This window comes from Micrococcus sp. HMSC31B01 (genome assembly GCF_001816085.1).
Taxonomy (GTDB): Bacteria; Actinomycetota; Actinomycetes; order Actinomycetales; family Micrococcaceae; genus Micrococcus; species Micrococcus luteus.
Window position 1 is genome coordinate 1 of record NZ_KV825384.1, and the last position, 5,294, is coordinate 5,294.

5 protein-coding genes are annotated in these 5,294 nt (G+C 73.6%); 1 reads left to right on the top strand and 4 read right to left on the bottom strand.

The features are described 5' to 3' along the window. Positions 1–16: 16 nt before the first annotated feature. Positions 17–826 (bottom strand): HAD family hydrolase, encoded by an 810-nt coding sequence (locus HMPREF3105_RS11135; RefSeq protein WP_070709643.1) that lies wholly within the window; start codon positions 824–826, stop codon positions 17–19. Between the two features lie 114 nt (positions 827–940). Then, positions 941–2,224, bottom strand: coding sequence for a serine--tRNA ligase (gene serS, locus HMPREF3105_RS11140; protein ID WP_036316230.1), 1,284 nt, complete (start codon positions 2,222–2,224; stop codon positions 941–943). Positions 2,225–2,267: 43 nt separating this feature from the next. Here serS and HMPREF3105_RS11145 point away from each other — a divergent pair, with 43 nt between their 5' ends. Next, the gene (locus tag HMPREF3105_RS11145) at positions 2,268–3,446 is read left to right on the top strand and encodes a diacylglycerol/lipid kinase family protein (RefSeq protein WP_036316232.1); all 1,179 of its coding nucleotides are present in this window, start codon (positions 2,268–2,270) and stop codon (positions 3,444–3,446) included. A 313-nt stretch (positions 3,447–3,759) separates the two neighbouring features. On the opposite strand, the gene pheA is transcribed toward HMPREF3105_RS11145, so the two are convergent. Then, the gene (pheA, locus tag HMPREF3105_RS11150) at positions 3,760–4,710 is read right to left on the bottom strand and encodes a prephenate dehydratase (protein WP_036316234.1); all 951 of its coding nucleotides are present in this window, start codon (positions 4,708–4,710) and stop codon (positions 3,760–3,762) included. Further along, positions 4,707–5,033, bottom strand: coding sequence for a rhodanese-like domain-containing protein (locus tag HMPREF3105_RS11155; RefSeq protein WP_070709645.1), 327 nt, complete (start codon positions 5,031–5,033; stop codon positions 4,707–4,709). The genes pheA and HMPREF3105_RS11155 overlap by 4 nt, the downstream gene beginning before the upstream one ends. Between the last annotated feature and the right edge of the window lie 261 nt (positions 5,034–5,294).

Below are 5,294 nucleotides of genomic sequence, written 5' to 3' on the forward strand. Positions count from 1 at the left end.
GGGCCGGTCGCGCCGCTCAGGCCGCGGTCGGCTCCTCGAGGAGCGAGCGCAGCACCGTGGCGAGCCCGTGCTCGTCCACGTGCCCGGTGACCTCGTCCGCGGCGGCCACGACCTCCTCCACGGCCTGGCCCATGGCCACGCCGCGGCCGGCCCAGCGGAGCATCTCGATGTCGTTGCGGCCGTCGCCCACGGCCACGGTGTCCTCGGGGGCCACCTTCAGCACGGTGCGCAGCGCCTCGAGCCCGGACGCCTTGGTCACGCCCGCCGCGGCGACGTCGAGCCACGCCGTCCAGCCCACGGAGTAGGTCACGCCGGACAGGCCGAGGCCCTCCACCGCGCGGCCGAACTCCTCGGCGGAGGAGTCCGTGGAGAACACCACGAGGCGCACGGCCGTGGTGTCCATCAGCTCCTCGAACGTGACGCCCTCCGCGGCCACGCCGAAGGACATGTCCTGGAACCGCTCGGTGGATCGGAAGGTGCCGTCCGGCAGCTCGAGCGCGTACTTGGCGCTGGGCAGGCGGTGGCGCAGCTGGGTCAGCACCGAGCGCGGGTCGAAGGTGCGCAGGTCCGTGACCTCGTAGCCCTCCTCCAGCTCGGGGTCCAGGCGCAGCGTGACCCCGCCGTTGGAGCACACCATGAAGCCGGCGCCGATCCCCAGGGAGCGGGCCACGGGCAGGGTGGCCCCGCGGGAGCGGCCCGTCGCGATGACCACGTGATGCCCGGCGTCCAGCACGGCCCGCACGGCCGCGCGCACGGGCTCATGCAGATGGCCGTCATGGTCCACGATCGTTCCGTCCACGTCCAGGCACACGAGCTTCTTCGTCATGACCCCCACCCAACCACACGGCCCGGACACGACGGCGACGCGCGGGTGAACCGCAGGGGCGCCGCAGGGCAGGCGGGCGGGACGGCCGGCGCCGCCGGGGACGACGTCGTCCGCTCAGACCAGCTCGAAGCGCTCCATCCCGCCGAGGTAGGGGCGCAGCGCGGCGGGCACGGTGACCGAGCCGTCCGCGTTCTGGTGGTTCTCCAGGATCGCCACGATCCAGCGGGTGGTGGCCAGGGTGCCGTTGAGCGTGGCCACCATGCGGGTCCCGCCCTTGGAGCCGTCCGCCGTGCGGACCCGCTCGCGGATGTTGAGGCGGCGGGCCTGGAACGTGGTGCAGTTCGAGGTGGACGTCAGCTCGCGATAGGTGCCCTGGGTGGGGACCCAGGCCTCGCAGTCGAACTTGCGGGCGGCGGAGAGGCCGAGGTCGCCGGCGGCGATGTCGATCACCCGGTACGGCACCTCGATCGCGGCGAGCATCCGCTCCTCCCACGCCAGCAGACGCTCGTGCTCCGCCTCCGCGTCCTCCTGTGCGGCGTAGATGAACATCTCCAGCTTGTTGAACTGGTGCACGCGGATGATGCCGCGGGTGTCCTTGCCCGCCGAGCCCGCCTCGCGGCGGTAGCACGTGGACCAGCCCGCGTACCGGACGGGGGCGCTCACGTCCATGATCTCGTCCGCGTGGTAGCCGGCCAGGGCCACCTCGGAGGTGCCCACGAGATACAGGTCGTCGCGCTCCAGGCGGTAGATCTCGTCGTCGTGCTCGACGTCGAAGCCGGTGCCCTGCATGGTCTCCGGGCGCACCAGGGTGGGCGGGATGACCGGCACGAAGCCGTTCTCCAGGGCCAGGTCCAGGCCCAGCTGCATCAGGGCGAGCTCGAGACGCGCACCCACGCCCTTGAGGAAGCTGAACCGGGCGCCGGACACCTTCGCGCCGCGCTCCATGTCGATCGCCCCGAGCAGCTCGCCGAGCTCGAGGTGGTCGCGCGGCTCGAAGCCCTCGGCGGCGAAGTCGCGCGGCGTGCCGACCTCCTTGAGGACCACGAAGTCGTCCTCGCCGCCAGCCGGGACGCCGTCGACGATCAGGTTCGGGAACCCACGCTGCAGCTCCGCGAGGCGGGCCTCGGCGGCGCCGGCGGCCGACTCGGCCTCCTTCACGCGCGCGGCCAGGTCCTTCACCTCGGCCAACAGGGCCTGCTTCTCCTCGCCCTTCGCCTGGGCGACGCGCTTGCCGAAGGCCTTCTGCTCCGCGCGCAGCTGCTCGAAGCCCGCGATGGACGAGCGGCGGGACGCGTCCGCCTCGACCACGCGGTCCACGAGGGACGCGTCCTCCCCGCGGGCCTCCTGGGAGGCGCGGTACTTCTCGGGCTGCTCGATGAGGTCCTTGACGTCGATCACGTGCGCCAGCCTAGCGGGCGGGGCCGACGCCTAGACTCAGGGCATGACTCCCGAGTGGTGGATGGCGCTGGCCGCCCTGGTGCTCCTGGCCGTGCTGGCCGTCGTCGTGGTGGTGCTGGCGGTGCGCCAGGTCCGCCTCGGCGTGCAGCACCAACGGACGCGTCTCCTGGTGGACGCCCTCGACGCGCGGGTGGGCGGCGTGCAGCGCCGGCTGGAGGAGGTGCCCGGCATCGGCACGGGCCGCCACGAGGTCGCGCTGGTGCTGAACCCCATCAAGACGCACGCGGACCGGGTGCGGCGCGAGCTCGAGCGGCTCGCGGCGGCGGAGGGCCTCGGCGAGGTGCTCGTGCTCGAGACGCAGGAGGACGACCCCGGCACCGCCATGGCGCGGCAGGCCCTCGACGCCGGTGCCCGGCTCGTGATAGCCGCGGGCGGCGACGGCACGGTCCGCACCGTGGCCGAGCAGCTGGCCGGCACCGACGTCGCCCTCGGCGTGGTGCCGCTGGGCACCGGGAACCTGCTGGCCCGCAACCTGGACCTGCCGATCAACGACGTCGAGCAATGCCTGCGGATCGCCGTGGGGGGCCGGCAGCGACGCATCGACACCGTGGACGTCCGCTGCACGCACGAGGACGGGCGCGTCACCCGGCAGACCTTCACCGTGATCGGTGGCGCCGGCTACGACGCGGACATCATGGGCGACACCAAGGATGAGCTGAAGGATCTGGCCGGCTGGCTGGCCTACAGCGAGGCCGGCATACGGCACCTGCGCGGCAAGCGGCACGAGGTGACCGTGGCCCTCGACGGCGGTCAGCCCCGCCGGTTCAAGGTGCGCACCGTGATGGTGGCCAACTGCGGGATGCTCACGGGCGGCGTCGAGCTGCTGCCCCAGGCCAAGCTCGACGACGGCCTCCTCGACGTCATGGTCCTCTCGCCCCGGCACGCGCTCGACTGGGCGCGGATCGCCGTGAAGACCGTGACCCGGTCCCGCAGCTCCATCCCCGTGATGCACACGGAGCAGGCCCAGCGCGTGAAGGTCGAGTTCGCCGAGCCGATGCCCTCCCAGCTCGACGGCGACGCCACCGGGGTCATCACCGCCCTCGACGCCCGCGTGCAGCCGGACTCGCTCGTCGTGATGCTCGTGGCCGAGGACGACGCCTCCGTCCGCGACGACGGCGTCTCCGCCGCCGCCCCCGTCCCGGAACCGGCCCCGCACATCTGACCCCCCGCCCCCGCTTTCGTTCGGGAAACGGCGGCTTCCCCACCGTTTTCGTTCGGGAAACGGCGGCTTCCCCAGCACTTTCGTTCGGGAAACGGCGGCTTCCCCAGCGCTTTCGTTCGGGAAACGGGCGCCGGGGCGACGCGCGGACGGGAAGCACGACGACGGCCCGTCGTCGTGGTGATCGTCCCGTTTCGGCCACGAAAGGGGCCTAGGAACCTCCCGTTTCGTCAACGAAAGTCCCTCGGGGGCCGCCGTTTCCCGAACGAAAGTGGCCCGGGGGCCGCCGTTTCCCGAACGAAAGTGCGGCACCGCCTCAGCGGGAGCGGAGGGACTCCACCCAGGCGCGGCCGGAGCGATACGCGGCGTCGGTGAACTCGGCCGGCACCCTCGTGGGCACGGGCTCGGCCTGCGCGTACGAGCCCAGGAACCGCAGGTCGGGGTACTCCCGGTACAGGGCCGCGAGCGCATCACCCACGCGGGCCTCCGCCAGGTGCCCCTCGAGGTCGAGGGAGAAGAAGTACCGCCCGATGCCCTCGCCGGTCGGCCGGGACTCGATGCGGGAGAGGTTCACCCCGCGCGTGGTGAACTCGGCCAGGATCTGCCCGAGGGCGCCGGGCCGGTCCTCCGGCAGCGGCACCACCAGCGTGGTCTTGTCCGCTCCCGTGGGCGCGGGCAGGGCCGTCGGCCGGGAGAGCAGCACGAAGCGCGTCACGGCGCCCGGCACGTCCTCGATCCGCTCGGCGAGCACCGGCAACCCGGTCTGCTCGGCCACGAGCGGGGCGCACACGGCGGCGTCGAAGTCGCCCTGGGCCACGAGGCCGGCCCCGGCCGCCGTCGACGGGGCGGGCGTGAAATCCACACCCGGCAGCGCCGTCTCGGCCCAGCCGCGCACCTGCGCCCAGGCGTGGGGGTGCGTGGTCACGCGCCGCACGTCCTCCATCGCGACGCCGGGCCGGCCCACGAGCACGAAGCTGATGGGCACGTGCACCTCCGCGAGGATCTGCAGCGTCTCCCCGAGGGCGATCTCGTCCACGGTGGCGGAGACGCCGCCCTCCACCGAGTTCTCGATGGGGACGACGGCGCGGTCCACCTCCCCCCTGCGCAGCGCCGCCACGGCGCTCAGCACGGAGCCCGCAGACACGAACTCGGCCTCGGCCGGGTCCGCCACCTTGCGCAGGGCGGCCTCGGTGAAGGTGCCGGCCGGGCCGAGGAAGGCGTAGCGCAGGCGCGACGGCGTCGCGTCAGCGGAGCCCGTCCCCGTCACTTGACGGTGGGCTCGGCGTCGCCGTCGGCCTCCATCGGCTTGCCGGCCTCGAGCCACGCGCCGGAGCCGCCGGCCACGTTGATGGCCGAGTAGCCGCGGCCGGTCATGAACTCGGCGGCGCGGGCGGAGCGGCCGCCGGTGCGGCAGATCAGGTAGTAGTCCGTGTCCGGGTCCAGCTCCTCGAGCCGGTCCGGCAGCTGGCCCACCGGGATGTGCTGGGCGCCGGCGGCGCGGCCCAGGGCCCACTCGTCGTCCTCGCGGACGTCCAGGATGGTTGCATCGGCGGGGATCTCGTTCACATCGACGGTCTCGAAGGCGCTCATGGCTTCAGCGTAGCCACCCGCCCGGACGTCCCAGGAAGGCCCCGCCGTCCATGACCCGGGCCACGCCCGTTAGGCTCGGCCGCATGCAGACCTCCGACGCCGCACCCGCCGCCGACGACGACGACCGCACCCCCTCTGCCCCCGGCCCAGCCCGGCTCCTGGACCGCTCGGCCGTGCGCCTGCGGGAGGACCTCGCCGCCGGGGAGCTGAGCGCCCGGGAGGTCACGGAGGCCGCCCTCGCCGCGGCCCAGGCCCACGCGG

Bases quoted from the DNA above. Each gene is read 5' to 3' on its own strand.
- HMPREF3105_RS11135 (WP_070709643.1), bottom strand. From the start codon at position 826: ATGACGAAGAAGCTCGTGTGCCTGGACGTGGACGGAACGATCGTGGAC.
- HMPREF3105_RS11145 (WP_036316232.1), top strand. From the start codon at position 2,268: ATGACTCCCGAGTGGTGGATGGCGCTGGCCGCCCTGGTGCTCCTGGCC.
- HMPREF3105_RS11155 (WP_070709645.1), bottom strand. From the start codon at position 5,033: ATGAGCGCCTTCGAGACCGTCGATGTGAACGAGATCCCCGCCGATGCA.